Origin of the sequence: Microbispora sp. GKU 823 (genome assembly GCF_002027145.1) — a bacterium.
Taxonomy (GTDB): domain Bacteria; phylum Actinomycetota; class Actinomycetes; order Streptosporangiales; family Streptosporangiaceae; genus Microbispora; species Microbispora siamensis.
In genome coordinates this window covers 70,310-95,676 of sequence record NZ_MWJN01000006.1, presented here as the reverse complement: position 1 = coordinate 95,676, position 25,367 = coordinate 70,310, and the positions used below count along the sequence as shown (strand labels likewise).

Genomic DNA, 25,367 nt, shown 5'->3' with positions numbered 1-25,367 from the left:
TCAGGTCGCGGCGAGTCGTTCGAACAGGCGGGCGGCGTCCGGTTGCTTCCATTCGATCCGGTTCGGGTCCTTCCTGGAGGGCTGCCAGGGCACGGTCACGAACGTGACCCGGGTGCCGGCCCGCCGCACGTCCAGGGCCAGGGCGAGCATGGTGTCCAGGTCCAGCCCCGCGTCCGCGGTGACCGACGTCGCGGCCACGCGGACGAGGGCGGCCAGGTCCGCGGGACGGTCGATTCGGGAGAACTTCTTCAGCAACGCCTGGACGAGGGCCTGGTTGCGCTTGATGCGCGCGATGTCGGAGCCGTCGCCCAACGCGAACCGCAGACGTGCGTAGGCCACCGCGGTCCTGCCGTCGAGGACGGACCGGCCGGCGGGCAGCTTCAGCTTCGCCTTGGGGTCGTCCACGGCGCGGGGGAGGGTGACCTCGACGCCGCCGAGCGCGTCGACCAGCTTCTCCAATCCGTCGTAGCGGATGGCGACGGCGTGGTCGACGCGCACGCCCGTGGTGATCTCCACCGTCTTCCACGCGCAGGTCAGGCCGCCGATCGCGTACGCCTGGTTGATCATGTCCTGATGTGCGGCGACGGTCCGGCCGTCGGCGGACCGGCACTGCGGGATCCGGACCATGGAGTCGCGGGGCAGGCTGACGGCCGTCACCCGCTTCCGATCGGCGGACAGCCGAAGGAGGACCATGAGGTCGCTGCGCTCGCCCAGGTCGCCGGCGTTTGCGGACGTCGGGCGCCGGTCGGAGCCGAGGAGCAGCACGGTCAGGGCCTCGCCCTTCTTGGCCGGACGGTCCCCGGTAAGCGGCGCCACGGTGTGCGCGCCGGTGGTCCCGCGCAGCAGCACGGTCGGCACCACGACCAGCGCGGCGGTGACCACGGCGACCGCCACCAGGGTGATCCACCCCGCCCGGCGGCCGCCGCTCCATGGCGTAAGGCGTCGGCGGCGCCCGCCCGCCGCCTCGTCCAGCAGGCGCCGCCGCTGGCGCGCGAGACCGGCCGGGGGCTCGTGCTCGAGACCGCGGCCGAGATCGCGGAGCATCGTGAGGTCGTCCATGCTTACTCCTCGTCGCGCAGCGGGTTGGTGTGGCCGAGCGCCTCGCGCACCTTGCGGCGTGCCCGGTTCAGACGTGAGCGGACGGTGCCCACGGGAATGCCGAGCGCCTGCGCCGCCTCGTCGTACGACAGGTCGGCCCAGGCGATGAGCAGCAGGACATCGCGGTCGCCCTTGGACAGGCGCGCGAGCGCGGCGGCCAGCAGCGGCCGGACGGCCCTGGCGCTCACGCCGTCCTCGACGCGTTCAGCGGGGGACTGCGCGACGTCGTCCAGCGGGCTGCGCGTGAGCGCCCGGTAGCGGGCGGCCTCGTCGCGGTGGTGCCGGGAGACGAGCTTGCTGACGATGCCGAACAGCCAGGGACGGGCGTCGGGGCGGGTGAGGTCGTAGCGGTCCCGGCGCCGGAAGGCGACCAGGAACGTCTCTCCCACCAGGTCCTCGGCGACCTCAGGTCCGAGGCGGCGGGACACGTAGCGGTAGAGCATGGCCGCGTAGCGGTCGAACAGCGCCGCGAACGCCTCGGGCCGCGCCCTGGACTCGGCGATCAGGTCCGAGTCCAGGCGTGGGGTGGCAAGGGGGATCATCAACGACACCATGGCATCGAGCCGGCCTAACCCTTCGGGAATCTGGACAGCCGTGTCTCGCCACTTGTCGCGCTTCGGGTTCACGGTAGGGACGAGCGACACTCCCGCACGTCACTCGCCTACGAGTATCAGGATGAGCTGACGACGGCCGGACGGCGGAAGGTGACCGGCCGGACGCAGGCGCCGACCTCCCCTTCCCCGACGGCCGCGTTCGACCTGGTCGTCTGCCAGGCCGTGTTCGGGACCTGTGAGATCCGCACGGACGGATCATCGCCGAGGCCCGGCCGACCAAGCCGGTCCGGTAGGTCCCGCGATCCCGGAGCGGGGGCGATCCCCGCTCCGGGCCCGGTCACACGTACGCGGCCGTCATCGCGTCGAGCGTCTCGGTCATGTGCTTGCGCAGCTCCTCAAGGCGTACGTCGAGGATGATCGGCGCGATCTCCGGGTTGTTGACGATCATCTCGCGCAGGCCGCTGTTTCCCGGGCCGTGCACGAAGCTGTGCCGCACCCTGGTCTGGCCGGGCAGGTCGCCGGGTTCGAGGTCGTAGCGCCAGAACGACGAGGGGCGTTCGGGGTCGCCGGCGCGGTCGAGCACCACCCATGCGAACGAGCGCGGCCGCTCGACCTCGGTGACGAGGCAGTTCACCGTCCAAACCCGGCCCTCGCGGCGGTTGCGCCCCTCGAAGCGGGTACCCACCGAGACCGTTCCCTCGCCGCCGTCGAGCAGGGCGGTGTGCTCGCACTCCGGGCTCCACTCGCTCACCCGGTGGACGGCGGTGACGAGGTCCCACAGCCGCTCGGGCGGCATGTCGACGACGACCTCCAGATCCACCCGCGCGCCGGTGATGCCGTAGTCCTCCATGGTGACCTCCGTGTGCGGCGTCCCGTCCCCCTCACCTTGGACGAAAGCCGCGCCGGTGAACAGACCGTCTTTGTTGGAGAATGCGCACTTTCAGGACGCGGCCGGTACGCCCGCGGGCTTCTCGTCGGCGACCCGCAGCCCGCGTACGCCGGGGGCCAGCAGCGCGGCCAGCGTGACCAGGACGATGACCGCCCCGCAGGCGACCAGCGCCGGCCGCGGTCCCACCGCGATGGCCACCGGCCCGGCCAGCAGCAGGCCGAGCGGCCCGAACATCAGGGACCCGAGCGCATCGTAGGAGCTCACCCGGGACAGCGACTCGGCCGGGATCTCGCGCTGCATGGTGGTCTGCCACAGCACCCCGAAGATGTCGAAGCACACCCCCATCACGAACGCCCCGCCCACGACCGTCCACAGCGGTGCGCTCAGGCCGAGCAGCACGTACGGCGCGGCGGTGGGCAGCGTGAGGAGCGTGGCGAGCAGGATGGGCCGCCGGGGCCGCAGGCGCAGCGTGACGACCACCCCCACGATCATGCCGACGGCCTCGCCCGCGAGGACGGCCGACCAGGCGGGCGCCCCGCCCAGCGACTGCTTGGCCACCAGCGGCCCGAGCACGCCGTGGGCGGCCTGCAGCGCCATGACCAGGACGGAGAACTGGGCGACGACCACCCACAGCCACTGCCGGGAGACGAACTCGCGCCAGCCGTCCCGCAGTTCGGCCAGCACCGAGTGCCCGCCGCCGGCCGCCCGCTCGGCGGGGGTGAGGCGCAGCAGCGCGATCAGCACGGCGGCCACGGCGAACATCGCCCCGCTCGCCGTCAACGCCCATCCGCCCCCCAGCAGGACCACGGCCGCGCCGCTCAGCACGAGGCCGGTGACGCGAGAGATGTTCTGTCCCAGTCCCAGCAGCGCGTTCGCGGTCTGCAGCCGGTCGGCGGGCACCACGTCCGGGATGATCCCGGTCAGGGCGGGGAACAGGACCGCGGCGGCGATGCCGCTCACCGCGCTCGCGGTCACGAGGGCGGGCAGCGGCGTCCAGCCGGTGAGCATCATCGCGGCCAGGGAGAAGTACGCCGCCGCGTTGAGCGCCTCCCCCGCCATCATGACCCGGTGGCGCGGCAGCCGGTCGGCGATCACGCCGCCGACGAGCATGAACAGCACCATCGGCAGCGCCTCGGCGGTGAGCACGGCGGACAGCGTCGTGGCGGTCGCGCCGGGGAGGCCGAGCACGCCGAAGGCGAGGGCCACCGGCGCGAAGGCGGTGCCGAGTACGGAGATCGTCCGGGCCGCCAGCAGCAGGGCGAACCGCCGGTCCCTGAGCAGGCCGAGATCACGGCGGAGGCCAGGCATGAGAACAACTCCGGAGGACGTGGGACATGAGGAAGGGGGGCGACGTTCCATCGTGCCGTCCCCGCCCGCGCCCGTCACCTGATTTACGGCCGTACGGGATCCTGCGGAAAGCAGCGGACCGGACCTGCCGACCGGCGCGGTTACGTCTCATACGACGGCTGTCGATCGGCAAACGACTCGCGGCGGCACCTGCCGTCCAGCCAGGCGCGGTAGTCTGCGGTGTGGCTGGTCATCACGCTGGTGGGAGCCTGGTCGAACACGGCCTGCCACCGCGGCACGTTGAGCTGCCAAGGGGGCGGCGGCTCGTCCCACTTGACGCCGTCGGTCCACTTCGCCGCCGAACCTCGCAGGTGCTCGGGCAGCCGGTCGGCGAGCTGCGCCTCGATCCACTCGTCGCGTGAGTAGACGAGGATCGGCTGCTCGTCCTGCCGTTCGACGACGGGATCGATGATCTCCCGCCATGCGGCGGCGCCGTACTCCGGATCGGCCAGGACGGGCTCGGCGGACTTCTTGATCTCCAGCAGCGCGATCAGCCCCCGGGCGCGGACGTGGTCGAGCCACTCCCGCAGCGTCGGCACGCGCTCACCCGCGTACGGCCCGCGGGCGACGCGGCGGTCGCGCAGGTTGCCGGGCCCGTCGGCCCACCCGATCTCGCGGATCTCCTGCCGGGGACCGGTCAGCCCGTTCGTCGTCCTGTTGTGCCACATGACGGCCTTCGTGCCCTGCCGCGTGAGCTGGACGTCGGCCTCGACGCCGTCGGCGCCCCACGAAGCCTGGTCGTCGACCGCCCGCAGCACGTTGGGCTGGCGGATCACGTCCTTGGCCTTGGCGCCGGCGCTCTTCGGGTAGCCGCCGTGGCCGATCACCAGCGGACATGGCGGCAGCTCCGCCGCGGGCGCGGGAGCGGGCGCGGCGAGCACGGCGACCACGGCGACCACGGCGATCACGAGGGTCGGCGCGACTCCCGCCGGCGCCCTTGAGCGTAGGCGGAGGGTCATCGCTCGTCCTCCCCACTCGACCACGGCTGACCAGCGCATTGTGTGCGGACGCGGACGGACCGTGCGGCCGGCGCCGCGCGGGCGGACCCTTTCTTGACGACAACGGGAATCCTTACGACGCCGGGGAGCGGCTCAGGCGAGCTGGGCGGCCTGGAGCCCGGAGTAGACGCCCGGCCTGCGGCTCAGCTCGTCGTGGGTGCCCACCTCGGCGATCCGGCCGTCCCGCATCACGACGATCCGGTCGGCCGTACGGATGGTGGACAGGCGGTGGGCGACGACGAAGACCGTGCGGCCCGCGACCAGGCGGGCGAGCGCCTGCCGGATCAGCGCCTCCGACGCGGTGTCGAGCGCCGAGGTCGCCTCGTCCAGGACCAGCACCCGCGGGTCGCGGACGAGCGCGCGGGCGATGGCGAGCCGCTGCCTCTGGCCGCCCGACAGCCGCGCGCCGCGCTCGCCCACGATCGTGTCGAGCCCGTGCGGCAGCCGGTCGATGAACTCCAGGGCGTTCGCGTCGCGCAGGGCGGCCCGCAGGGTCTCCTCCGGCACGTCCCGCATGCCGTACGTGACGTTGTCGCGGATGCTCCCCTCGAACAGGATCGACTCCTGGGGCACCACGGACAGGAACCGCCGGTAGGTCCGCAGGTCGAGCTCCTCCATGTCCCTGCCGTCCAGCAGGATGCGCCCCGAGGTGGGGCGCAGGAAGCCGATCACGAGGTTGAGCACGGTCGACTTGCCCGCCCCCGAGGCCCCGACCAGGGCGATGGTCTCGCCGGGGGACACGGTGAGGCTGAACTCGTCCACCGCGGGCCGGTCCGCCTCGTAGGCGAGCGACACCGACCGGAACTCGAACTCGCCGCGGACCGCCGTCACCTCGGCCTTGCCGTCGTTGTTCTCCAGGTCGGGCGCCTGGAGCACCTCGCCGATTGAGCGTACGGACTCCAGGCCCTTGCTGATCACGGGCGTCAGGCTCATCAGCGTGGTGACCGAGGTGGTGAGCGTGGTGAAGAACGTGCTGAGCATGACCACGTCGCCGGCCGTGATCGGCAGCACCTGGTAGTAGGAGACCAGCGCGGAGCCGGCGAGGAAGCCCGCGGCGAGCACGTTCAGCGTGATCCAGGCCATCGCGCCGAACCGGCCGTTGAGCAGGTCGAGCCGCAGGCCGGTGCGCAGGACGCGGGAGAGCGTGCCGTCCATGCGGTGCAGCGCGTCCTGTTCCAGGCCGTGGGCGCGGGTGATGGGGATCAGGTGCGTCATCTCGGTCACGCGCGCCGACAGCCGCTCGACTTCCTGCCGGAAGCTCTCGTTGTCGGCCCGCAGGCGGTTGCGCATCCGCATCACCAGGACGGCGGCGGCCGGGACGACCAGCAGGAAGACCGGCAGCGCGGCCGGCACCCGGAAGGCGATCACCGCGAGACCGCCCATGAGCATGGTCACGGCCGACAGGCCGCTGTCGGCCGTCTGCTGCACCATCTGCTCGACGCTCTCGACGTCCCTGACGACCTTGGTCTGCAGCACCCCGGCGCTCACGCGCGAGTGGTAGCCGATCGACAGGTGCTGCATCCTGCGGCACAGCGCCGACCGCAGCCCGGTGCCCACCTGCCGGATCGCGCCGTGCAGGCACCGTACGTACAGCAGGTGGCCGGGAAGGTTCAGCAGGAGCAGGACGAGCAGCACGGCCATCGACGTCAGCAGATCGGTGACGGGCGCGTGCCGGACGAGCGCGTCGATGACGTTCGCGGTGACCAGCGGGAGGAGCCAGGTCGGGCTGTGCTTGACCGTGAAGGCCACGACGGCGAGGACGAGGCGGGGCCGGTGCTCCCGGAAGAGATAGGCCAGTGTGCGGAGCGGGTGCTCGCCCCGGTACCGATGGTCCAGAGCGTTGTGCGGAAGCACCATCCCGACAATCCCCCTACCGGAACCGAGAAGGGTAAAAAGTTCCTGAAAGATCCTAAGAGCCGGCAGGGGGGCGTGCCCAGGGACGGGACGGGAACCTCGCGGGGAGACCAAGGGGCATCCAGTGCCTACTCCCAAGAGCGAAGGGTAACCTCATCGGGAAGGCAAGAGCGATCCTCCGGAAAGTCCGCTCTTGTGGATGCCTTGCGAAAGGTGGCCGGCGGATTCAATGAGTGGAGGTGATCGCATCCTGCGGCTTACTCCTGTGAGCGGCCCCTCTCTGGGCACGGGCGAAGCGTCCCCCGAAGCGATGGCAGGGCTGGTGCAGGCCGTGCTCGATGCGGTCCCGGTCCAGGGCGTCTGGCTGGTACCCATCCGCGATCAGGCCGGTGCGATCCTCGACTTCGAGGTGTGCGCGGCCAGTCCCGAGGCCAGGGACGTCCACGACAGGACCGGCAAGGAACTCGTCGGCCTGCGCATTCTCGAGGCGTATCCGGGCGTCGACGGCTCCCCCCTGTGGGACGCCTACCTCCGCGTCATGGAGACCGGGGAACCCGAGGACGTCGATCCCTACGTGCACCGGGAGGACGGGGGTGGTGCGCCTCACCTGTCCACCTACGGTGTCCGCCTCGCCCGGCTGCACGACGGCCTTCTCGTCTTCTGGGTCCGCCACGACAGGGAGGAGCGCCTGTCGGCCCGGCTGCTCCACACCGAACGCCTGGGCCACCTCGGATGGGGACACTGGAGCCTGATCACCGGCGAGGCCGAGTGGTCCGACCAGCTCTACGTCATCCACGGGCGCGACCCGGCCGAGGGGCCGTTCGCGCTGGAGCACTACCGCGAGATCGCCCACCCCGACGACGTCCCGCTCGTCGAGCACGCGCTCACGACGCTGAGCAGCAGCGGCGGGCCGCACGAGTTCGAGATCCGCATCCGCGTCAACGGCGAATACCGGCACATCAGGGCCACGGCCGAGGTCAGCCGGGACGCGAGCGGGCGGCCCGTCGAGATCCACGGCGTCGTTCAGGACGTGACCGACTGGCGCAGGACCGCCGTCGAGCTCGCCGAGGTCACCCAGCGGCTGGAGGAGGAGTCGCAGCTCACCGCGCGGCTGCAGAGCATCATCCTGCCGATGCAGGACTCGGTGCCCGGTCTGCAGATCGGCGTGCGCTACTTCCCGGCCGAGACGGCGCCGCTGGGCGGCGACTGGTACCAGGCCATCCACATCGACCACGGGGAGGCGCTGCTGGCCGTGGGCGACGTCGCCGGGCACGGCCTGGCCGCAGCCTCCGCGATGGCCAAGCTGCGGCACGCGATCACCGGGCTGGCCTTCGCCGACCACGATCCGGCCCAGATCCTCGTGGCGCTGAACCGGCTGCTCCGGCGGATGCGGCCCGACGTGCTGGCGACGTCGGTCGTGGCCCGCTACCGCACCAAGGACCGCACGCTGAGGTGGACCCATGCGGGCCACCCGCCGATGCTGCTGGTCCGGGGGAACAAGGTGCACCGGCTGCTGCACCCCGGCGTGCTGCTCGGCGTCTTCGAGGACGTGAGCTACAGCTGTGCCGAGATGCGGCTGGAGCCGGACGACCTGCTCCTCATGTTCACCGACGGTCTCATCGAACGGCCCGGCCGGGACCTGTTCGAGGGCCTGGACATCCTCAGCGCGGCGATCGCCGAGACGGTGCCGAAGGTGCCACCGCAGGATCGGGTGGCCGCGGTCATGGAAGCCCTGGCACCGAGCAACACCGGCGACGACACCTGCATCCTGGTCGCGCGCATTCTGCCGAACTCCTTGGAAGTGTCCTGATGTCTGACCTTCACAACATCTCGACAGCCGAGACCTTGTTCGCCGCCGAGAGCAGCGGAAGCATCGGAGTGCTGACGGTGCGGGGGACGCTCGACTTCACCACGCACGAACCGGCCACCGAATTCTTCGACAAGGCATTCGCCCAGTTCGGGCCGTACCTCGTGGTGAACCTGCTCGAACTGGACTTCCTCGATTCCAGAGCGACGGGGCTGCTGGTCAACTGCTGGAAGCGGGCGCTCGACGACGGGGGCTGGCTGGGCCTCGTCGCGGTGGAGCAGGGCGCGGCCCGCGCGCTGTGGATCACCGGGCTGGCGTCCCACGTCCCGATCTTCCCCACCGTCGCGGACGCCCTCGCCGCCGCGCCGGCCCGCGAAGCCGGATAGCCCGCAGGCCGTCGCCCCGAGACCGTCACCCGGCGTCCAACTCCTCCTCACATGCCCGCCGCGGGCGGGATAGAGCCCATGAGCGGGGGTAGCACCCGAGGAAGTCGGCCGTGGAGGGGGCGAAGGCCATGAAACGTCTCGTTGCCGGAGCGGCGGCGCTCGCGGCTGCCGGCCTGGGGGTGGCGCGATGGGCGGCCTCGCATCGCCGGGTGCCGTCCGCGGCGAAGGACCCGCTGGAGTCCAGCCGCTGGCTGGGCGTCACGATCAACCGTCCGCCGGACGAGGTCGCGCCGGCCGGGCACCTGCCCGAACCGCTGGCCCGGGTGGACGCCGAGGTTCGGATGAACCGGGCGCCCGGCGACCGGGGCACGGAGATCTACGCTCGGCCGAGGGAACACCGGGCCGGCGCCGACGCCGTCCTCGCCCGGCTGCGGGGTGAGGACCCCCGCACCACGGTCCGTACGGCGCTGCGCGAGACGAAGTCCCTGCTGGAGACCGGCGACGTGCTGCGGTCGGACGAGGAGATCGCGACGACCCGGCCGACCCTGCCGGGCAAGGTGCTCGACATGGCACTGGGACGCGCGGCGGAAGGGGGCCGGCTGTGAAGGCGCTGTGCTGGCAGGGCGTGAACGAACTGTCGGTCGAGCAGGTGCCCGACCCCGCGATCCTCAACGCCCAGGACGCGATCGTGAAGGTGACGGCGAGCACCACCTGCGGTTCCGACCTCCACCTGCTCGGCGGCTACATCCCGGCCATGCGGGCCGGTGACGTCATCGGGCACGAGTTCATCGGCGAGATCGTCGACGTCGGCCCCGAGGTGACCGGCACCGGCCGGGCGACCGGGTCGTGGTCTGCTCGATCATCGGCTGCGGCCGCTGCTGGGCCTGCCGGCACGACGAGTGGTCGCTGTGCGAGAACAGCAACCCCAAGCCGGGCGTCACGGACCTGATGTGGGGCGGCACGACCGCCGGCATCTTCGGCTACTCCCACGCGATGGGCGGCTTCCGGGGCAGCCACGCCGAGTACATCCGCGTGCCCTTCGTGGACTACAACGCGTTCACCGTCCCCGAGGGCGTCTCGGACCTCGACGCCCTGTTCGCCTCCGACGCGGCCCCGACGGGCTGGATGGGCGCCGAGCTCGGCGGCGTACGGCCGGGAGACGTGGTCGCGGTGTGGGGATGCGGCGGCGTCGGCCAGATGGCCGCCCGGGCCGCCCTGCTCCTCGGCGCCGAGCGGGTCATCGCGATCGACCGCTATCCCGAACGGCTGGCCATGGCCGCCCGCCACGTCGGCTGCGAGGTGATCGACTACACGAGCACCGACGTCACCGCCGAGTTGCGCGAGCGCACCGGCGGCCGTGGCCCGGACGTGTGCGTCGAGGCCGTCGGCATGGAAGCCGACAGCACCGGGATCCAGCGCGTGTACGACGGGATCAAACAGCAGCTGCGCCTGGAGCAGGACCGGCCGATCGCGGTGCGGGAGGCGATTCACGCCTGCCGCAAGGGCGGCTCGGTGTTCGTGCTGGGGGTCTTCGCCGGCTTCGTGGACAAGTTCCCGCTCGGCGCGCTGATGAACAAGGGCCTCACGCTGCGCGGCGCGCAGCAGCACGGCCAGCGGTACATCCCGAAGCTCCTCGACCTCATTGCGAAGGGCGATCTGAAGCCCTCCTACCTCGCGACGCACACGATGACGCTCGACGAGGGGCCCAAGGGCTACGACATGTTCAAGCACAAGAAGGACGGCTGCGTCCGCGCCGTCTTCCGCCCTTGGGCCTGACCTGTGAGCCTGAGCCTGACCAGTGAGAGAGCGCCCGCCGCCCCACTGTGAGGCGGCGGGCCGGTGATCTCAGCGGACGGCCGGGGCGGCCAGCCGTTCCGCCTCGTGGTGCAGTGCCTCGATGAGGACGAGCTCCAGGCGGAGCTCGTCGTCCACGAGGCTCTCGAGGACGTCCATCCGGGCCTCCTTGTTTCCAAAGACGTCCCGCGGCGCGCGGCGGTTGACCATGGCGCGATGCGAATCCGGACGGAATGTGGCGATGCGTCCCGCCGATCGCGCCGTACGCCCGTTACCCAGGAGGGACGCGACATCACTCACATCAGTCACAGAAGTCTCGAAAACAAAAAATCCACCCCGCGAGCGGAGTGGACGGAGGCGTGACACGCCACAGAGGCGCGATGCCGTATAGTGAGAGATTCCCAGTTATCTGAAAGATAGACGCTCTCAGTAGGAGTTTATCACAGGAATGGGTGACCGTCAATCCGACTCCGCTCGCGCCGAGGCCCTGCGGAGCGAGCAGTCCTACGTCTCCATGCTGTACGGCCGCCTCGACATCGCCCGCGAACGGGCCGAGCGCGGCATCCGGGAAATCCTGGCCCGCGGCGGCACGGGAACCCGGCAGGCAGTCGTGGAGCGGGAGGTGGCGGCGGCCGAGCACGCCCGCCGCCTCGCGCAACTGTCGGCCGTCGAACACGGCCTGTGCTTCGGCCGCATCGACGACGCCGAGGGTGAGACCCTCTACATCGGCCGCATCGGGCTGCGCGACGACGACCACACGTCCGTGCTCGTCGACTGGCGGGCCCCTGCCGCCCGCCCCTTCTACGTCGCCACCCCCAGCGACCCGGGCTCCCTCGTCCGTCGGCGGCACCTGCACACGCGGCACCGCGACGTCGTGGGCATCGACGACGAGGTCTTCGACCTCGACCGGATGGCCGACGGAGACCGCCGTACGCTCGTCGGCGAGGCCGCGCTGCTCGCGACGCTGCGCCGCGGGCGCACCGGACGCATGGGCGAGGTCGTCGCCACCATCCAGCGCGAGCAGGACCGGGTGATCCGGTCCGGCCTGGCGGGGGCGCTCGTCGTGCAGGGCGGGCCGGGCACGGGCAAGACCGTCGCCGCCCTGCATCGGGCGGCATACCTGCTCTACACGCACCGCGACACACTGGAGCGGCGCGGCGTGCTCGTCGTCGGTCCCAACGCCACGTTCTCCCGCTACATCAGTCAGGTGCTGCCCGCGCTGGGCGAGACGCAGGTGGTGCTGACGAGCATGGGCGGGCTCCACCCCGGGGTGCGGGCCACCGCCGAGGACGAGCCGGCCGTCGCCGTCGTCAAGGGCGACCCGCGCATGGCCGCTGTGGTCGAGGCGGCGGTCCGCGACCGCGAGCGCGTGCCGGAGGGCGACCTGGAGGTGAAGATCCCCGTCCGCACGTCCGTGCGCGGCGGCGTGGAGGTCGTGGTCGAGGAGATGGCGCTGCGGGTGGACCACGCCACCTGCCTGCGGGCCCGCGACCGCGCACGCGGCCTGCGGCGGCAGCACAACATCGCCCGGTGGACGTTCGTGGACCAGGTGCTGCGGGCGCTGGCGCGGGACGAGGCGGCCAAGCTCGACCGGCCGCTCGAGGACGGCGACCTGCGCTATGCCGCCACGGCCCTGTGGGAGCACCGGTCGGTGCGCGACGCGCTCGACGCCCTCTGGCCGGAGATCACCCCCGAGCGGCTCGTCCGCGAACTCCTCTCGGACGAGGAACGGCTGCGTACGGCGGCCGGGCCCCACCTGACGGAGGAGGAGCGCGCGCTCCTGCTGCGGCCCCGTGAGGCGCCGTGGACGGTCGGCGACGTCCCCCTGCTGGACGAGGCCGCAGAACTGCTCGGCGAGTACGACTACGGGGCGGGGGCCAGGCGGCGCCGCGCCGAGGAGGAACGCCGCGAGGAGGAACTGTACGCGCGGGAGGTCCTGACGATCACCGACGTCGATCCGGTGCTCGACGCGACCCTGCTGGCGGGTCGCAACCGCGACGACGGGCCGTACACGACGACGGCCGATCGGGCCGCCCGCGACCGCACCTGGGCGTACGGGCACGTGATCGTGGACGAGGCGCAGGAGCTGTCGGCGATGGCCTGGCGGACGGTGATGCGGCGGGTCCCGGCCCGCTCCCTGACAGTCGTCGGCGACATCGCCCAGACCGGCTCGGCGGCGGGCGCGCGATCGTGGGGCGAGATGCTCGACCCGTACGTGAAGGGACGCTGGCGGGAGGAGCGCCTGCTGGTCAACTACCGGACCCCGGCCGAGATCATGGAGGTCGCCGCCGACGTGCTGCGCGCCGTGGCGCCCGGGGAGGAGCCGCCCGAGTCGGTCCGGTTCGGCGGAGCCCGCCCCCGCGCCGTGCCCGCCGACGGCACCGACCTGCGGCTGCTCGTGGAGTCGGAGCTGCGCGAGATCGGGGAGGGACGGGTCGGCGTCGTCACGCCGGACGCCCGGCACCCGGAGGTCGCCGCGCTGTTCCCCGAGGCCGTCGATCCCCTGGACAGCCCGGTGGCCGTCCTCACCGTGCGCGGCTCGAAGGGCCTGGAGTTCGACGCCGTGGTCGTGGTGGATCCCGAGGGCATCCTGCGTCAGTCGCCGAAGGGCGGCCAGGACCTGTACGTCGCCATCACCCGGGCGACCCGGCGGCTCACCGTGGTCTACGAGGACCGCCTCCCCGCCGTACTGCATCGCCTGGAGCCTTCGATGACCTAGTTGGATTGTCACGAATGTTGGCCAAGTCGGTCGCTGCGCCGGAAGGAACCTCCGGTCCTCGCGAAGCCCGCTTCGCTGGGCCTTCGCTCCGGTCCTCGCTCCCTTCCGCTTCGCTCCCTCCGGACGACGTTCAGCGGGAAACACCGAGCGCCCCGATGCGCGAAGCGGGAAACACCGAGCGAGCCTGAGGGGCGCGCCGCTGGTCTGGACTGAGGAACGCGCGCAGCGAGGGACGAGCGAGCACGTGACGAAGGAAGACAGCGGATAAGAGCGCCCCGATGCGCGAAGGCGGGAACACAGTACGGCCGGCGGTGGGGAACGCGCGTACTGGGTGGCTGTGAGGGATGTGCTAGGACATTTTTCCCGAGATCTCGTCGGCGGCCTTGTCGGCCTTCTCGCCGGCTTCCCCGGCCTTGTCTCCGACCCACTTGCTGGCGTCGGAGCCGGTGTGCCGCATGCTCTCCCGCATGGTCTCGGCCCAGCGCTGAGCGTTGTTGCGGTACATCGCCACACCCACCGCGCCGATCGCGACTCCGCCCAGCAACGCCACGACCGGCCAGCGCCGGCGGGTCTTCCTGGTGCTGGTCACGTCGATGCGACGGGCCAACTCGGTCAGGAACGCACTCACGATCGGAGCGATCTGCTCCTCGACCGACTGCGCCGCCTGGTCGAGCTTCGGCGCCGCCCAGACCCTCGCGTCCTCGATCCGGTGCGTGGCGAGATCCCGTGCGGTCTCCGCCACCGGGCTCATCCGGCCGCTGGCCTTCATCGCCTGGTCCCTCATCCTGCTCAGCCACGTTTGCGGGATGACAACCTCGGCGCGACGCCTTCTGTTCATTGTCAGGGACACGATCAACCTCCCCAATCGACGGGGCCCCGGAACGACCCCTTCCCGGATGGTCGTGGCTCAATCACGAGCAGTGCTTGAAGGCATGCTCGATACCCTGTTCACCGGACAACTAACACGAGCTACCAAAGGGGGCGGCCCTCGTGGCTGACAACCTCATCGCGAATCTGCGCACGAACCACGGCACGATCCGCGTCCAGCTTTTCCCCAACAAGGCGCCGAAGACCGTGCGCAACTTCGTCGAACTCGCCGAGGGCACCCGGGAGTGGACCCACCCGGAGACCGGTGAGAAGCAGACGAACGTCAAGCTCTACGACGGCACGATCTTCCACCGGGTCATCAACGGGTTCATGATCCAGGGCGGCGATCCGCTCGGCCAGGGCGTCGGCGGGCCCGGCTACAGCTTCGACGACGAGATCCACCCCGAGAACCAGTTCAACCGGCCCTACCTGCTCGCCATGGCGAACGCGGGCAAGCGGTTCGGCAAGGGCACCAACGGCTCCCAGTTCTTCATCACCGTGAGCCCGCAGCCGCACCTCAACCAGGGGCACACGATCTTCGGTGAAGTGATCGAGGGCACCGAGGTGGTCGACGCGATCGCCAAGACCCCGACCGGCCGCAACGACCGGCCGGTGAACGACGTGGTCCTCGAAGAGGTCACCATCGAGCGGTCCTGACGCCGTCTCCTCCGACGCTCGGGACGCCCCGGCCGCGTGAACACGCGGCCGGGGCGTTTCCGGCTTATAGGCTGGCTGATGGATGCGCCCCCGCACAGGGACTCGCCCAGGAAAGGACCCCATGACCTCCCAGCCTCCGCCGCCCCCGCAGCCGGGGGCGCAAGCCGTGCCCACCTGCTATCGGCACCCCGACCGCGAGACCTACGTCCGCTGCCAGCGCTGTGAGCGACCGATCTGCCCCGACTGCATGCGCGAGGCGGCGGTCGGCCACCAGTGCCCCGAGTGCGTCCGCGACGGCAGCCGCGAGGTGCGGCAGGCCCAGGCGACCTTCGGCGGCGCCGCCGTCGCCACGCCCCGCGTCACGTGGACCCTGCTGATCCTCAACGTGCTCGCGTACGGGGCGGAGGTCCTGCGCCCGGACGAGGTCGTCCAGCGGTTCGCGATGTGGTCCCTCGGGGTCCATATGGGCGAGTGGTGGCGCCTGATCACCAGCGCCTTCCTGCACTCCCCGCCGCCGTCGTTCTGGCACATCCTGTTCAACATGTGGGCGCTCTACGCCCTCGGCCCCGAACTGGAGCGCAGGCTCGGCTCTGGCCGGTTCGCCGCGCTCTACCTGCTGTCGGCGCTGGGCGGCTCGGTCGCCGTCTACCTGTTCGGCACGTCGGCCGTCGGCGCCTCGACCGCCATCTACGGCCTGTTCGGTGCGTTGTTCGTCGTCGCCCGCAGGCTCGGCTACGACGCCCGCGGCGTCCTGTGGCTGATCGGCATCAACGTGGTGCTCACGTTCGTCGTCCCGGGCATCAGCTGGCAGGGCCATCTCGGCGGGCTCGTGACCGGCACGATCATCGCCGCCGGTTTCGCCTACGCTCCGCCCCGCAACCGCACCCTCGTCCAGGCCGGCGTCGCCGCCGCGGTGCTGGTGGCGCTGGTCCTGCTCGTCACCATGCTCCCGCCGTACGGCCTGCTGGAGGGCGCCTTCACCTGACGCTCCCCGCGCCGGGCTGCGTGATGCGGTCGAGCCAGCGCCGGAGCAGGGCGGTCTCGACCGGCTCGAGGGCCTCGGTGCCGGCGAGGTCGAGTTGCGCGCGCAGGCGCAGCGCGGCCTCGCGGAGGGGGTCGGCGTCCTCCTGCACGGTCGCCTCGGTCAGCACGTGCGCGAACACGGCGTCGCGCATGCGGTGGGACAGCGCGGGGTCGTCGAAGAGCTCCGGACTGGCGATGTGGTCGAGCGCTGTCCCGACGCTCGCGGACAGGATCAACCGGGCCGCGATCGGCGGCTCCACCCTCAGCGCGCCGATCGCCGCGCACCGTACGAGCGTGGCCTCCAGGAGGGTGAACACCCGGTCGCGAGCCGTTGACCGGGACCACGGCCGAGGCGTGAACATGAGCTGGTAGAGGGCCCGGTTCTCCCGCGCGAACGCCATGTGGCCGTCCCAGCCGGCCCGGAGGTCGGCCACCGGGTCGGCCGTCTGCTCCTGCGCGGCCTTGAGCGCGGCGTAGCGCTCGTACCCGTGGTCGGCGACGGCGTCGAGGAGTCCCCGCTTGTCGCCGAACAGCCGGTAGAGCACGGGCTGGGTCACGCCGACCGCCTCACAGACCGCCCGCGTGGCGATGTCGTTGTCCGAGGACGTCGCCAGTTGCTTCTCGGCGGCCTCGATCATCGCCGCGCGTAGGGTGTCCGCACCTGTCACGTAACCAATGATACGGAATCCCGCTAGCGTCGTTATGGGGATCGTGCTAACGTCTGGTCTCGTAACGCCGATACGAACAGCTCGTATCAGCGATAGGAGAGGGTTTCCAATGAGTGATCAGCGCGTGGCCGTCGTCAGCGGCGGCTCCCGCGGGATCGGCCGGGCGATCGCGACGACGCTGGCCGCACGCGGCTTCGCCGTCGTCGTGGGATATCAGGGCTCTGCCTCGGCCGCGGCCGAGGTGGTCGACGCGGTCACGTCGGCCGGCGGCCGGGCGATCGCGGCGCAGGCCGACGTCGCGGACGAGCACGAGGTCGCGGCGATGTTCGACGCGGCGGAGAAGGAGTTCGGCGGGGTCGACGTCGTCGTCAACTCGGCGGGTCGCCTGTCGCTGTCCCCGATCGCGGACCTCGACCTCGCCGAGCTGGACGCCCTGCACCGCACCAACATCCGCGGCACATTCGTCATGGCGCGGGAGGCCGCGCGCCGCGTGCGCGGCGGTGGCGCGATCATCACCCTGTCCACGTCCATCGTGGGCCTGCAACTGCCCACCTATGGGGCGTACGCCGCCAGCAAGGGCGCCGTCGAGGCGATGACGCTCGTGCTCGCCCGCGAACTGCGGGGGCGGGACATCACGGTCAACGCGGTCGCGCCCGGCCCGACCGCCACAGAGCTTTTCTTCGAAGGCAAGGACGAGGCCACGATCGAGCGGATGGCCAAGCAGCCCCCGCTCGAACGGCTCGGCACCCCCGAGGACATCGCGGAGGTCGTCGCCTTCCTGGCGAGCCCCGCGGGGCACTGGGTCAACGGGCAGGTCGTGCGCGCCAACGGCGGCATCGTCTGACGCCCGCCGCACTCCACCCAGGGAACACCCGAAACAACCCGAAAGGAACGACCATGCCGTTCGCCAACCTCAAGGTGCCCGCCGACACCCTGACCCCCGAGTCCAAGAAGAAGCTCATCGACGCCGTCACCGACGCCTACGCCGACGTGTACGGCGAACGGGCCCGGGCGACCACCCTGGTCCTCGTGGAGGAGGTGCCCGACGGTGGGTGGGGCCTCGGAGGGAACATCCTCACCGCCGAGATGCTCGGCCGAAGCTGACCGTCCTCACGCCAGGGCCGGGCCGGGCAGTGCGCCGCCCGGTCCGAACCCGGCCTGGGGCAGCCTGATCACCTGTCCACAGGCTGTGGATAAAAGCTGTGGAAAGAATCTTAAGAAAGCAGCCTAACGCCACTTCGTCGACAGCACGACGCCGACGATGATGAGCCCGAAACCGATCAGCAGGTTCCAGTTCGCCAGGGCGGAGATGCCGGGAACGGTCGGCGCGATGTAGTAGATCGCGATCCAGGCGATACCGATGATCCAGCAGGCCACCATGACGGGGGCGAGCCAACGCGGGCTGACCTTCACCGTCTGCGACTTCTGCGGCGGCGTGTAAACGGCCTTCTTGCGGGTCTTCGACTTGGGCACGGGAGCTTCTCCTGGTGGGTACCCGCGCGGTCGTGCGGGCTGGTGTCAATAGCGTAATCGCTGTGGCGGTGAAGTCCCGAGCAAGGATAGTCGGCGCGGGCCCCGCCGGGCGATCCCCCATGCGGGATTGCCGTACGCTGAAAGTCCGATTTCCGCTCTGCACACCCACCACCCCGGTGAAGCGGGAGACACCTATGGGCTCGATCCGGGTGCTCGTGGTCGACAATCACGACAGCTTCGTGCACACGATCGTGCAGTATCTGCGTGGTCTGGGCGCGGACTGCGACGTACGGCCGCGCGACCACGTCGCCGTGGGCGACGCCGACGCCTTCGACGCCGTGCTCGTCTCGCCGGGACCCGGCACGCCGGAGGCCGCCGGGGTGTCGGTGTCCCTCGTACGGCACTGCGCCGAGCGCGGCCTGCCGCTGCTCGGGGTCTGTCTCGGCCACCAGGCCATCGCCGTGGCGTACGGGGCCGTGGTGGACCGCGCGCCCGAGCTCATGCACGGCCGAACCAGCCTGATCTCCCACGACGGGCGAGGCGTGTTCCGGGAGCTTCCTTCGCCGGTCACGATGACGCGCTACCACTCGCTCGCCGTGGTCCCCGGCACCGTGCCGGACGCGCTGGAGGTGACGGCCACCACGCCCGACGGCGTCATCATGGGCCTGCGCCACCGCGACGCCCCCATCGAGGGCGTGCAGTTCCACCCCGAGTCGGTCGTGTCCGAGCACGGCCATCGGCTGCTCGGAAATTGGCTCGCGCAGATCGTGTAACGCTTTCCGCTCTCGTTACGACTAGAAGAGTGAGGGCTTCCGCCATTGCCCCCGAGTGGCGGAAGCCCTTCCTCATGTCCGGAGTCGTCCGTCCTGCTCTGTGCCGTTCGCCCGGCCGGCCGTGTCGCGGCAGGGCCCTCGAAACCCCGGCGAAACCCCGGCGAAACGCCGACGGCGGCCACCGCCTCGCGGTGACCGCCGTCCGCTCTTCCGGCTAGTTGCCGAACGGGTTGTCGTCGCCCTCTCCGGGCGGCCCGATCTGCACGCCGCCGCCGTCACCGCCGTCGCCGGTGTCGCCGTCGGTCGGCGTGTCCGTCGGCTCCTCCTGGGTCGGCGGCTGGGTCGGCGTCTCCTGCTGCTGAGAGGGACCGCTGGAGACCGTCAGTGTGATCGTGGTGTTGGGGTTGAGCTTGGTCCCCGGCTGCGGCGACTGGTCGATCACGCTGCCCTGCGGCACCGTGTCGCTCGGCCGCTCCTGCGACTTGACCTTGAAGCCGGCGCCCTTCAGCGTCTGCGTCGCGTCCTCCAGCGTGAGGCCGAGCACGCTCGGGACCTCCGTCATCTCCTGGGGCACGTACAGCCGGACCAGGGCGCCCTTCTCGACCTTCTCGCCCGGCTTGGGGTTGCTGTCGAAGACCTTGCCCTGCTCCTTGGTGGAGGCCTTCGGCACGATGCTGACCTTCAGCTCCAGCGCCTCCAGTTCGGCCCTGGCCTCCTCCGGGGTCTTGCCGATCAGGTCATCGGGGACGGTGACCTTCTCCTCGCCCTTGGACACGATGACGGTGACCGTGGCCCCGCGGTCGGCCTGCTCGCCCCCGGGGGGGTCGGTGCTCACGACGGCGCCCTTGGGGACGTCGCTGTTGTACTCCTCCGGCCCGAAGGTGACCTTGAACCCGGCCGCCTTCAGGGCCTGCTCGGCCGCCGCCTTCGTCTGGTTCGTCACCGACGGCACCTGGACCTTGTCGGCGGTCGAGGAGCCACCGGACCCGAGGAAGGCGTAGCCGACACCGATCATGGCGCCGATGACCACCAGCGGGATCAGGATCCACAGGGCGGTCTTCAGCGCGGTGTTGCCGCCGCCGCCGCTGCGCCGCCGCCCGTCGTACCGGCCGCCGCCGCGCTCCTCCTGGGCGTACTGGTAGTCGGGGATGGCGCGCGTGCTCTGCGTCATGGGGGCGCCGCCGGCGGTGGTCATCGTCCGCGTGCGGTCCGGCGCGCCGTACCCGTTGTACTGCTGGGTGGCCATCGCCATCGTCTGCGGGTCGACCGGCATGCCCGACAGCACCCGCTGGATGTCGCCGCGCATCTCCGCGGCGCTCTGGTAGCGGTGGACCGGGTCCTTGGCCATCGCCTTGAGCACGATCGCGTCGGCCCACTGCGGGATCTCGGGGTCGATCCGCGACGGCGGGATCGGGTCCTCCCGCACGTGCTGGTAGGCGATCGCCACAGGGGAGTCGCCGGTGAAGGGCGGCTGGCCGGTGAGCAGCTCGTAGAGCACGCAGCCGGTCGAGTAGATGTCGCTGCGGGCGTCCACGCGCTCGCCGCGGGCCTGCTCGGGCGACAGGTACTGCGCGGTGCCGATCACCTGGGCCGTCTGGGTCATCGTGGCGGCGGAGTCGGCCATGGCCCGGGCGATGCCGAAGTCCATCACCTTGACCTCGCCGTTGACCGTCAACATGATGTTGGCCGGCTTGATGTCCCGGTGGACGATGCCGCCCCGGTGGCTGTAGTCGAGCGCCCGCAGGATGCCGTCCACCAGCTCCATGGCCCGCTCGGGCAGCAGCCGCCGGTCGGCGCGCAGCAGGTCGCGCAGCGTCCGCCCGTCGACGAACTCCATCACGATGTACGGCACGGGCGTGCCGTCCATCATGTCCTCGCCGGTGTCGTACACGGCGATGATCGACGGGTGGTTGAGCGAGGCGGCGGACTGCGCCTCACGCCGGAAGCGCGCCTGGAACGTGTGGTCCCTGGCGAGGTCGGAGCGGAGCGTCTTGATGGCGACGACACGGTCCAGCCGGATGTCCCGGGCGCGATACACCTCGGCCATGCCGCCACGCCCCACGACGCCATCCAGCTCGTAGCGTCCGCCGAGTAGTCGTGGCTGAGTCATTTCCTGCACTGTCCCTTGCCGTTCATCGTGGGGTGCCACCGGTCTCCATCATCGACCCCTCTCCTCATCACTCCCCCTCATCCGGAGGGTTCGTGTCGGGTGGGGCGTCCGTCGGGAGCGGAGTCTCACTGGGTTCCGTGGCCGGGGTGGACGTCGGAGTCGGGGTCGAGGTCGGGGACGAAGCCGGTGTGGGCGTCTGGGTGGTTGATGCCGACCTGCTTACGGTAGCCGACGGAACGGCGCTCGGCTCGTCCGACGCCGCCGGAGCGGTCGGCCGATGCGTCCGCGGAACCTCTGACCTGTTCGTACGCGCCGACGACGGCGATGGCGACGGCGAGGAGGACGGTGAGACGGGCGCGGCCGTCTCACCCGGATACTGCGGCGGCTCGTCGGTGAGGGTGGTGAAGGCCAGGACCCCGATGCCGACCGCGGCGGCGCAGCCGGCCGTCGCGAGGAGCAGGGTCGCCCGGCGGCGCCGCCCGCCGACGGGCCCCTCGGACCGCCTGGGCGCCGCGTACGGGCGCGGGGACGCCCGCGGGAGCCTGCGCGGGGAGGCGGGGACAGGGCCGATGGGCGCGGTGGCGCCGGGACGCGGGGTGCCGGCTCCCGCGGGCTCGCCCAGAGGCGCCGTCAGGCCGGGCGCGGCCGGAGGGGTGGTCCGGCCCGCGCCGCCCGCCGCCGGGAAGCCCTGGGGATCGGTCAGCGAACCGAGCACCGCCGTCGAGGCCGCGGTGCCCGCGAGGATCTCGCGCAACACCCGCACCCTGTCGAGGAGCACCGGCCCGGTCTCCGGCCGCGCGGCGGGGTCCTTGGCCAGCATGGCCATCACGAGGGCCGCCACCGGCGCGGGCACGTTGCCGGGCAGCGGCGGGGGCGTGTCGTTGAGATGCCGCAACGCGAGCGCCACCGGGGTCTCCGCCGTGAACGGCGGGCGGCCCGCGAGGCATTCGTAGGCCACCACCCCGAGCGAGTAGACGTCGCTCGCCGGAGTGAGGGTGGTGCCGGACGCCTGCTCCGGGCTCACGTACTGGGCGGTGCCGAGGATGGTGCCGGTCGCGGTCAGCGGCGCGGCCTCCAGCGCGCGGGCGATGCCGAAGTCGGTGATCTTGACCTGTCCTGCCTCGGTGACGAGCAGGTTGCCGGGCTTGACGTCGCGGTGGATCACCCCGGCCCGGTGGGCCGCGTGCAGGCCCCGGGCGGTCTGCTCGATGATGTCGAGCGTGACGTCCGGCCCGAGCACGCCGTTGCGGGCCAGGATGGCCGACAGCGGCTCGCCCCTCACCAGTTCCATCACGAGGTAGGCCAGCCCGTCGGTCTCGCCGTAGTCGAAGACCTGGGCGATGCCGGGGTCGGTCAGGGCGGCCGTGATCCTGGCCTCGGAGCGGAACCGGTCGCGGAAGGTGGCGTCGCCCGCGACATGGCGGCCGAGCAGCTTGATCGCCACCTCCCGGCCGAGCAGTTCGTCGTCGGCCCGCCAGACCTCGCCCATGCCGCCCGCGGCGATGGGGGAGGTCAGCCGGTACCGCCCGCCGAGCACCGTGTCCGTCACTGTCCGAGCACCGCCTGCATGACGTCGTGGGCGATCGGCGCGGCCACCGCGCCGCCGGTGGCGTCGTTGCCGGCGCTGCCGGACTCCACGAAGACCGCCACGGCGACCTTCGGGTCGTCGACCGGGGCGAAGGAGATGAACCACGCGTGCGACGGCTTGCCCGGCAGCGTCTCCGCCGTGCCCGTCTTGCCCGCCACGGTGATGTTGGGGAGCTTGGCCGCGCCGCCGGTGCCGTGCTCGACCACGCTGATCATCATCTTGGTCAGCTCGCCGGCCACCTCGGGGGTGACGGCCTCGTCCAGCTCCTCGGGGTCGGTCCCGTCGATCTCCGCGCCGTCCGGTCCCATGATCTTGTTGACCAGGAACGGCTTCATGACCGTGCCCTGGTTGGCGATGCCGGCCGCGACCATCGCCATCTGCAGCGGGGTCATCTGGTTGCTCTGCTGGCCGATCGCGGTCTTGGCGAGGGCCGCCTTGCCCTCGTCCGGGCCGATGTTGCTGGCCGCGACGCCGAGAGGGATCTCCAGCGGCTGGCCGACCCCGAACTTCGCGGCCTGCTCCTTGAGCTTGTCGTAGCCGACGTCCATGCCCATGATGGCGAACGGCGTGTTGCAGGAGATCGTGAGGGCCTGCACCAGCGTCGCCCGGCCGCCGCACGACTCGCCGTGGTAGTTGGGCAGCGAGATGCTCGTGCCCGGCAGCGGCAGCGAGTCGGGCGCGTCGACCTGCGTGTTCTCGTCCCGGGAGCTGTCGTCGCTGAGGTAGGCCGCCGAGGTGACCGTCTTGAACGTGGACCCCGGGGCGAACGTCAGGTCGATGGCCCGGTTGAGCAGCGGCTTGTTGTCGTCCTTGTCCAGCTTGTTGTACGCCGCGTTCACCTTGGCCTTGTTGACCTGGGCCAGCGGGTTCGGGTCGTACGACGGCACGGACACCATCGTGAGGATCTTGCCGGTCTTCGGCTCGAGCGCGACGACCGCGCCGCGCTTGCCGGTGCCGGCCAGGTCCTTGTACGCGATCTCCTGGGCCTTGGTGTTCAGGGTGAGGTCGACGCTCGCGCCCTTGGCGGGCTTGCCACTGACCATGTCGATGGCCCGGCGGACCACCAGGTCGGGGTGGCTGCCGTCGAGGTAGCGGTTCATCGCGGCCTCGATGCCCGACGCGCTCTCCGGCGCGAACCAGCCGACCACGTGCGTGAACGGCTTGCCGAGCGGATACTCCCGCTCGAACCGGTACGTCTTGTCCCCGGTGTCCACGGTCTTGGCCAGCGTCGTCTTGCCGTTGTCGGCCGTGATCCAGCCACGGTCGACCGCGTAGCGGGCGTAGAAGCCCCTGACGTTGCGCGAGTCGGTCCGCAGCCCGTCGGCTTTCACCGTGCCGATATAGGTCACGTTGGCCATGAGCAGGCCGAACATGAGCAGGCAGGCCACGGAGACGCGCTTGAGTGTGCTGTTCATCGCTGAAACACCTGCGTCAGTCCCTCGTCCTGGATCGCCTGTGGCGGCGGCCGGCGGGCCGCGTCGGACATCCGTACGAGCAAGGCGATGAGCATCCAGTTGGCCAGCAGCGCCGAGCCTCCGGCGGACATGAACGGCGTCACGAGACCGGTCAGCGGGATCAGTCGAGTGACGCCGCCGACGATGATGAACACCTGCCAGGCCAGGATGAACGACAGGCCGCCCGCGAGCAGCTTGGTGAAGGGGTCGCGGGCGGCCAGCGACGTGCGCAGCCCCCGCTCGACGATGAGCGCGTAGACCATCAGGATGGCCATCAGACCGGTGAGACCCAGCTCCTCGCCCGTCGCCGTGAAGATGAAGTCGGAGAACGACAGCGGGATCAGCTTGGGGTAGCCCTGCCCGAGCCCGACGCCGAGGATGCCGCCCGAGCCCATGGCGAACATGCCCTGCATGAGCTGGTAGCTGCCGCCGCCCGCGTCGTACAGCGCGGGGTCCTCCGCGTGCAGCCAGACGTTGAAGCGGGCCTCGACGTGACTGAAGACCTGCCCGGCGAGGAAGGCGCCGCCGACGAACAGCAGGATGCCGATGAGCACCCAGGACGTGCGCTGGGTGGCGATGTAGAGCATCGCGATGAACGCGCCGAACAGCAGCAGCGAGGTGCCGAGGTCCTTCTCCAGGACCAGTGTGGCGATCGCGAAGCCCCAGGTGATGAGCACGGGGCCGAGGTCGCGGGCGCGGGGCAGGTCGATGAAGAGCAGCCGGCGGCCGGCGAGCGCGAGCACGTCGCGCTTGGCCACGAGGTAGCCGGCGAAGAACACGACGAGGGCCAGCTTGGCGAACTCACCGGGCTGGATCGAGAACCCGCCGATGCGGATCCAGATCTTGGCGCCCTGGACCTCGCTCAGCGACCCGGGCAACAGCGCGGGAATGGCCAGCAGCACCACGCCGACGAACCCGGCGGTGTAGGTGAGGCGCTGCAAGGCACGGTGGTCCTTCAACACGATCAGGGTCGCGGAGAACATCACCACGCCGAGCGCCGTCCACATGAGCTGATTCGTGGCGGACGCGCCGGCCTGCCCGGCCAGCTCAATCCGGTAGATCATCACGAGGCCGAGGCCGTTGACCAGCGTCACGAGGGGAAGCAGAAGGGGATCGGCCCACGGTGCCCACTTGGCCAGCACCAGGTAGGCCGCGAGCATCAGACCGCCGAGGCCGAGGCCGTAGCCGAGCATGCCGGACGGGACCTTGCCGTTGATCCCGAGCCCGACGCTGGCGTAGGCGCCCATCACGATCAGCACGGCGAAGGCGAGCATGCCCAGTTGGGCGCCGCGCCTCTTCGCGGTCATC

The 25,367-nt window shown here is 71.1% G+C and carries 24 protein-coding genes and 1 pseudogene; 11 read left to right on the top strand and 14 right to left on the bottom strand.

The window, feature by feature from the left end; genetic code table 11:
- From B1L11_RS05440 to B1L11_RS05415, 7 genes are all read right to left on the bottom strand, one after another.
- Complete coding sequence (locus B1L11_RS05440) at positions 1 to 1,059, bottom strand: LCP family protein (RefSeq protein ID WP_079313457.1); 1,059 nt, start codon at positions 1,057 to 1,059, stop codon at positions 1 to 3.
- A 2-nt stretch (positions 1,060 to 1,061) separates the two neighbouring features.
- Positions 1,062 to 1,640 carry an RNA polymerase sigma factor gene (locus B1L11_RS05435; protein ID WP_256862250.1) on the bottom strand — a complete coding sequence of 193 codons (579 nt, stop codon included), beginning with the start codon at positions 1,638 to 1,640 and terminating at the stop codon, positions 1,062 to 1,064.
- Between the two features lie 128 nt (positions 1,641 to 1,768).
- Positions 1,769 to 1,900 carry a hypothetical protein gene (locus B1L11_RS49815; RefSeq protein WP_256862249.1) on the bottom strand — a complete coding sequence of 44 codons (132 nt, stop codon included), beginning with the start codon at positions 1,898 to 1,900 and terminating at the stop codon, positions 1,769 to 1,771.
- Positions 1,901 to 1,989: 89 nt separating this feature from the next.
- A complete protein-coding gene (locus B1L11_RS05430) occupies positions 1,990 to 2,502 on the bottom strand; it encodes an SRPBCC family protein (protein ID WP_079313455.1) in 513 nt (170 codons plus the stop codon).
- A gap of 90 nt (positions 2,503 to 2,592) precedes the next feature.
- Complete coding sequence (locus B1L11_RS05425; protein ID WP_079313454.1) at positions 2,593 to 3,849, bottom strand: MFS transporter; 1,257 nt, start codon at positions 3,847 to 3,849, stop codon at positions 2,593 to 2,595.
- Positions 3,850 to 3,989: 140 nt separating this feature from the next.
- The gene (locus B1L11_RS05420) at positions 3,990 to 4,847 is read right to left on the bottom strand and encodes a glycerophosphodiester phosphodiesterase family protein (protein WP_079313453.1); all 858 of its coding nucleotides are present in this window, start codon (positions 4,845 to 4,847) and stop codon (positions 3,990 to 3,992) included.
- Positions 4,848 to 4,979: 132 nt separating this feature from the next.
- Positions 4,980 to 6,743, bottom strand: coding sequence for an ABC transporter ATP-binding protein (locus B1L11_RS05415; RefSeq protein ID WP_079313452.1), 1,764 nt, complete (start codon positions 6,741 to 6,743; stop codon positions 4,980 to 4,982).
- 307 nt (positions 6,744 to 7,050) lie between these two features.
- Between B1L11_RS05415 and B1L11_RS05410 the strand changes: the two genes are divergently transcribed.
- The 6 genes and pseudogenes from B1L11_RS05410 (at position 7,051) to B1L11_RS05390 (ending at position 13,446) form a co-directional block, all read left to right on the top strand.
- Positions 7,051 to 8,550: a PP2C family protein-serine/threonine phosphatase gene (locus tag B1L11_RS05410; protein ID WP_179154984.1), complete on the top strand. Its 1,500-nt coding sequence runs from the start codon at positions 7,051 to 7,053 to the stop codon at positions 8,548 to 8,550.
- Positions 8,550 to 8,933 carry an STAS domain-containing protein gene (locus B1L11_RS05405; protein ID WP_079313450.1) on the top strand — a complete coding sequence of 128 codons (384 nt, stop codon included), beginning with the start codon at positions 8,550 to 8,552 and terminating at the stop codon, positions 8,931 to 8,933. Before B1L11_RS05410 ends, B1L11_RS05405 begins: the two co-directional genes overlap by 1 nt.
- A gap of 128 nt (positions 8,934 to 9,061) precedes the next feature.
- A complete protein-coding gene (locus B1L11_RS05400; RefSeq protein WP_143736979.1) occupies positions 9,062 to 9,538 on the top strand; it encodes a hypothetical protein in 477 nt (158 codons plus the stop codon).
- A pseudogene (locus B1L11_RS49810) lies at positions 9,535 to 9,914 on the top strand (alcohol dehydrogenase catalytic domain-containing protein); the annotation flags it as partial. The gene B1L11_RS05400 and the pseudogene B1L11_RS49810, both read left to right, overlap by 4 nt.
- 12 nt (positions 9,915 to 9,926) lie before the next feature.
- Positions 9,927 to 10,709, top strand: coding sequence for a zinc-binding dehydrogenase (locus B1L11_RS05395; RefSeq protein WP_372974648.1), 783 nt, complete (start codon positions 9,927 to 9,929; stop codon positions 10,707 to 10,709).
- A 466-nt stretch (positions 10,710 to 11,175) separates the two neighbouring features.
- Positions 11,176 to 13,446: an ATP-binding domain-containing protein gene (locus tag B1L11_RS05390; RefSeq protein WP_079313448.1), complete on the top strand. Its 2,271-nt coding sequence runs from the start codon at positions 11,176 to 11,178 to the stop codon at positions 13,444 to 13,446.
- A gap of 349 nt (positions 13,447 to 13,795) precedes the next feature.
- Here the strand turns inward: B1L11_RS05390 and B1L11_RS05385 are convergent, their stop codons facing one another.
- Positions 13,796 to 14,215 carry a hypothetical protein gene (locus tag B1L11_RS05385; protein WP_079313447.1) on the bottom strand — a complete coding sequence of 140 codons (420 nt, stop codon included), beginning with the start codon at positions 14,213 to 14,215 and terminating at the stop codon, positions 13,796 to 13,798.
- 221 nt (positions 14,216 to 14,436) lie between these two features.
- Here B1L11_RS05385 and B1L11_RS05380 point away from each other — a divergent pair, with 221 nt between their 5' ends.
- Both B1L11_RS05380 and B1L11_RS05375 read left to right on the top strand, forming a co-directional pair.
- Positions 14,437 to 14,970 (top strand): peptidylprolyl isomerase, encoded by a 534-nt coding sequence (locus B1L11_RS05380; protein ID WP_079313446.1) that lies wholly within the window; start codon positions 14,437 to 14,439, stop codon positions 14,968 to 14,970.
- Between the two features lie 121 nt (positions 14,971 to 15,091).
- Positions 15,092 to 15,955 carry a rhomboid family intramembrane serine protease gene (locus B1L11_RS05375; RefSeq protein ID WP_079313445.1) on the top strand — a complete coding sequence of 288 codons (864 nt, stop codon included), beginning with the start codon at positions 15,092 to 15,094 and terminating at the stop codon, positions 15,953 to 15,955.
- On the opposite strand, the gene B1L11_RS05370 is transcribed toward B1L11_RS05375, so the two are convergent.
- Positions 15,948 to 16,661 carry a TetR/AcrR family transcriptional regulator gene (locus B1L11_RS05370; RefSeq protein WP_218670915.1) on the bottom strand — a complete coding sequence of 238 codons (714 nt, stop codon included), beginning with the start codon at positions 16,659 to 16,661 and terminating at the stop codon, positions 15,948 to 15,950. The two genes, B1L11_RS05375 and B1L11_RS05370, sit on opposite strands and share 8 nt — an antisense overlap.
- Positions 16,662 to 16,770: 109 nt before the next feature.
- On the opposite strand from B1L11_RS05370, the gene B1L11_RS05365 reads away from it, so the two are divergent.
- On the top strand, positions 16,771 to 17,505 hold the full coding sequence (locus B1L11_RS05365; RefSeq protein ID WP_079313443.1) for an SDR family oxidoreductase: 735 nt from the start codon (positions 16,771 to 16,773) through the stop codon (positions 17,503 to 17,505).
- Positions 17,506 to 17,558: 53 nt separating this feature from the next.
- A complete protein-coding gene (locus B1L11_RS05360) occupies positions 17,559 to 17,765 on the top strand; it encodes a 4-oxalocrotonate tautomerase family protein (protein WP_079313442.1) in 207 nt (68 codons plus the stop codon).
- Between the two features lie 123 nt (positions 17,766 to 17,888).
- On the opposite strand, the gene B1L11_RS05355 is transcribed toward B1L11_RS05360, so the two are convergent.
- A complete protein-coding gene (locus tag B1L11_RS05355; RefSeq protein ID WP_079313441.1) occupies positions 17,889 to 18,134 on the bottom strand; it encodes a cell division protein CrgA in 246 nt (81 codons plus the stop codon).
- Between the two features lie 194 nt (positions 18,135 to 18,328).
- Here B1L11_RS05355 and B1L11_RS05350 point away from each other — a divergent pair, with 194 nt between their 5' ends.
- On the top strand, positions 18,329 to 18,907 hold the full coding sequence (locus B1L11_RS05350) for an aminodeoxychorismate/anthranilate synthase component II (RefSeq protein WP_079313440.1): 579 nt from the start codon (positions 18,329 to 18,331) through the stop codon (positions 18,905 to 18,907).
- A gap of 214 nt (positions 18,908 to 19,121) precedes the next feature.
- Here the strand turns inward: B1L11_RS05350 and pknB are convergent, their stop codons facing one another.
- From pknB to B1L11_RS05330, 4 genes are all read right to left on the bottom strand, one after another.
- Positions 19,122 to 21,017 (bottom strand): Stk1 family PASTA domain-containing Ser/Thr kinase, encoded by a 1,896-nt coding sequence (gene pknB, locus B1L11_RS05345; RefSeq protein ID WP_079313439.1) that lies wholly within the window; start codon positions 21,015 to 21,017, stop codon positions 19,122 to 19,124.
- A 67-nt stretch (positions 21,018 to 21,084) separates the two neighbouring features.
- Positions 21,085 to 22,566 (bottom strand): serine/threonine-protein kinase, encoded by a 1,482-nt coding sequence (locus B1L11_RS05340; RefSeq protein WP_256862246.1) that lies wholly within the window; start codon positions 22,564 to 22,566, stop codon positions 21,085 to 21,087.
- Positions 22,563 to 24,020: a penicillin-binding protein 2 gene (locus B1L11_RS05335; protein ID WP_079313438.1), complete on the bottom strand. Its 1,458-nt coding sequence runs from the start codon at positions 24,018 to 24,020 to the stop codon at positions 22,563 to 22,565. Before B1L11_RS05335 ends, B1L11_RS05340 begins: the two co-directional genes overlap by 4 nt.
- Positions 24,017 to 25,366 carry an FtsW/RodA/SpoVE family cell cycle protein gene (locus tag B1L11_RS05330; protein ID WP_079313437.1) on the bottom strand — a complete coding sequence of 450 codons (1,350 nt, stop codon included), beginning with the start codon at positions 25,364 to 25,366 and terminating at the stop codon, positions 24,017 to 24,019. The genes B1L11_RS05335 and B1L11_RS05330 overlap by 4 nt, the downstream gene beginning before the upstream one ends.
- Between the last annotated feature and the right edge of the window lies 1 nt (position 25,367).

Coding starts and splice junctions, on each gene's coding strand:
- B1L11_RS05440 (WP_079313457.1), bottom strand. CDS start 1,059: ATGGACGACCTCACGATGCTCCGCGATCTCGGCCGCGGTCTCGAGCAC.
- B1L11_RS05435 (WP_256862250.1), bottom strand. CDS start 1,640: ATGATCCCCCTTGCCACCCCACGCCTGGACTCGGACCTGATCGCCGAG.
- B1L11_RS05430 (WP_079313455.1), bottom strand. CDS start 2,502: ATGGAGGACTACGGCATCACCGGCGCGCGGGTGGATCTGGAGGTCGTC.
- B1L11_RS05425 (WP_079313454.1), bottom strand. CDS start 3,849: ATGCCTGGCCTCCGCCGTGATCTCGGCCTGCTCAGGGACCGGCGGTTC.
- B1L11_RS05420 (WP_079313453.1), bottom strand. CDS start 4,847: ATGACCCTCCGCCTACGCTCAAGGGCGCCGGCGGGAGTCGCGCCGACC.
- B1L11_RS05415 (WP_079313452.1), bottom strand. CDS start 6,743: ATGGTGCTTCCGCACAACGCTCTGGACCATCGGTACCGGGGCGAGCAC.
- B1L11_RS05410 (WP_179154984.1), top strand. CDS start 7,051: ATGGCAGGGCTGGTGCAGGCCGTGCTCGATGCGGTCCCGGTCCAGGGC.
- B1L11_RS05405 (WP_079313450.1), top strand. CDS start 8,550: ATGTCTGACCTTCACAACATCTCGACAGCCGAGACCTTGTTCGCCGCC.
- B1L11_RS05400 (WP_143736979.1), top strand. CDS start 9,062: ATGAAACGTCTCGTTGCCGGAGCGGCGGCGCTCGCGGCTGCCGGCCTG.
- B1L11_RS05395 (WP_372974648.1), top strand. CDS start 9,927: ATGGGCGGCTTCCGGGGCAGCCACGCCGAGTACATCCGCGTGCCCTTC.
- B1L11_RS05390 (WP_079313448.1), top strand. CDS start 11,176: ATGGGTGACCGTCAATCCGACTCCGCTCGCGCCGAGGCCCTGCGGAGC.
- B1L11_RS05385 (WP_079313447.1), bottom strand. CDS start 14,215: ATGAAGGCCAGCGGCCGGATGAGCCCGGTGGCGGAGACCGCACGGGAT.
- B1L11_RS05375 (WP_079313445.1), top strand. CDS start 15,092: ATGACCTCCCAGCCTCCGCCGCCCCCGCAGCCGGGGGCGCAAGCCGTG.
- B1L11_RS05365 (WP_079313443.1), top strand. CDS start 16,771: ATGAGTGATCAGCGCGTGGCCGTCGTCAGCGGCGGCTCCCGCGGGATC.
- B1L11_RS05360 (WP_079313442.1), top strand. CDS start 17,559: ATGCCGTTCGCCAACCTCAAGGTGCCCGCCGACACCCTGACCCCCGAG.
- B1L11_RS05350 (WP_079313440.1), top strand. CDS start 18,329: ATGGGCTCGATCCGGGTGCTCGTGGTCGACAATCACGACAGCTTCGTG.
- pknB (WP_079313439.1), bottom strand. CDS start 21,017: ATGACTCAGCCACGACTACTCGGCGGACGCTACGAGCTGGATGGCGTC.
- B1L11_RS05335 (WP_079313438.1), bottom strand. CDS start 24,020: ATGAACAGCACACTCAAGCGCGTCTCCGTGGCCTGCCTGCTCATGTTC.
- B1L11_RS05330 (WP_079313437.1), bottom strand. CDS start 25,366: ATGACCGCGAAGAGGCGCGGCGCCCAACTGGGCATGCTCGCCTTCGCC.